Raw genomic sequence first — 2031 nt, forward strand, 5'->3', positions numbered from 1 at the left:
ACGGGTGGCACGCCTGCTGGTGGATGGCGGACACACCGAACAATACGACTACGCCGTGCAGTCGCTCCGCGAGCTCCCATACTCTAATTGGCGCGACTTCGATCCCGAGGACACGATGAGGTTCTTCTCGCTGCGGCTGCATGAAGCCGGGATTGTCAAGTCGAACCCAAACGAGATCATCGCGAACGGCACGGATTGGCGCTTTTTCAAGGAGGTCAAGCGCGAGATGAAAACATGAGCGAGTGGGCGGCGCGCATCTTGGTGCTGGCGCTGATGGCCGGGCCGGCACACGCGCACGACGCGCCCCACGACGAGCGCCTGCCGACGATCGGACAGGCGCCGGACTTTACCTTGGTATCGCAGGACAGGGTGCGCGTGTCGCTGCACGACTTTCGCGGCAAGGTGGTCGCCGTCTCATTCATCTATACGCACTGTACCGACGTCTGCCCCATGCTGACCGCCCATATGGCCAGCGTGCAGGAAAAGTTGGGTAGTGCATTCGGACCCAAAATCGCCTTCGTTTCGATCACCGTCGACCCGGAGCGCGACACGCCAGATGTTTTGAAGGAATATGCGCAGAATTTTGGCGCCGATCTGAAGGGCTGGTCGTTTCTTACCGGTGATCCGGCGATTGTCCATGAGGTTGGACGGAAATACGGGGTCATCGCGAAGAAGGCGGCGAACGGAGATGTCGATCATACCTTGTTGACGTCGCTCGTGGACCCCGGTGGCACCTTGCGAGTACAGTATCTTGGCGTCCGGTTCGACTTGGAGGAGTTCCGGGGTGACCTTCTCAGCCTCTTGGACGAATCCAAATAGCATAACGAACCGGCTCGTTGGCTGGGTTGCGCGGCTGCCGGCGCGCGTCCAGACCAAGCTCTTGATCGCGTTCCTGTCGATCGTCGGCCTGCTGATCGTGCTCGGGGCCGTCGGGTTGCAGGTGCTGAGTGGGGTCAATGATCAAACAAACGAGCTGATCAAGTTGCAGCGCCGGATAGCAGCCTATAGCCAGGTCCAGCACGATACGACCACCCAGCTCTACGGCATCTCCACCGCCCTTTTGCTTCAGGACGACCGGATGCTGGATGCGGCGCTGCGCCAGCTCAACCAGTTCGGCTACGACCTCGACCGCATGGAGTTCGTCGCCAAAGCCGAGGTGGAAGTGCTTGGCCAGGTCAGGCAAGAGTACGAACGGCTGACGGCCGGGGTGACGCACGTGGCAGAGCTCGTCCGCGCCGGCCGCACTGAGGAGGCGCGCAAGGTTCAGCTTGATGAAATCATACCGTCGGCTGATAGCCTCGAGCGGCTGACAAACCAGCTGGTCAACATGGCCGAGGCCGACATGGTAGTGGCCATCGAAACGACCGAGGGTGCGTACGGCACGTCCAGACTGATCGTGGTCTCGTTTGCTGTGGGCAGTATCCTGCTGGCGTTGGGGCTCGGCTACATCATCTCCTGGTCGTTGATCGAACCGGTCAAGAAGATCGAGACGCGCCTCAGCCAGATAGCGGCCGGCGACTTCGCCCAACAGGTTGCCGTCGCCAATCGCGACGAACTTGGAGTGCTCGCCGCTAACGTCAACCAGACCTCCGACCAGCTGGGGCGGCTGTATCAGGAGATTGAGACACGCACCCAGCAGCTCGACGAAGCCCTTCAGCAGCAGACAGCCACTGCAGACGTTCTGAAGGTCATCAGCCGCTCTACCTTCGATCTGCAGGTCGTGCTCGATACGTTGGTGGAATCGGCTGTCAGGCTCTGCCGTGCCGACAAGGGTGGTATCGTGCAGTTGCTGGATGGCGTATTCCGCTATGTGTCGACGCATGGCTACCCGCCCAGTTTCCGTGCTTATGTCGACGCCAATCCACTTCCAGCGCTTGCCGCAGGCCGAGGCTCCGCCGTAGGGCGCGTAATCGAAGATCGGCGGATCGTGCAAATCGAAGACGTGGCCGCTGATCCGGACTACCGCGTCGCCTTGATCGCTGAGGCAGGCGGATTCCGCACCGTCCTCGCTGCCCCGCTGTTGCGGGAAGG

At 61.1% G+C, this 2031-nt stretch carries 2 protein-coding genes and 1 pseudogene; all 3 read left to right on the forward strand.

Annotation, left to right across the window (positions count from 1 at the left end; all coding sequences use genetic code 11):
- Positions 1 to 238: pseudogene (locus tag NKK47_RS34885) on the forward strand (ABC transporter substrate-binding protein); the annotation flags it as partial.
- Positions 235 to 819: an SCO family protein gene (locus NKK47_RS34890; RefSeq protein WP_352579910.1), complete on the forward strand. Its 585-nt coding sequence runs from the start codon at positions 235 to 237 to the stop codon at positions 817 to 819. The pseudogene NKK47_RS34885 and the gene NKK47_RS34890, both read left to right, overlap by 4 nt.
- Before the next feature lie 61 nt (positions 820 to 880).
- A partial coding sequence (locus NKK47_RS34895; protein WP_352579911.1) for a HAMP domain-containing protein occupies positions 881 to 2031 on the forward strand: 1151 nt, incomplete at its 3' end.

It is taken from the genome of Mesorhizobium sp. M0019 (genome assembly GCF_040323975.1).
GTDB lineage: Bacteria > Pseudomonadota > Alphaproteobacteria > Rhizobiales > Rhizobiaceae > Mesorhizobium.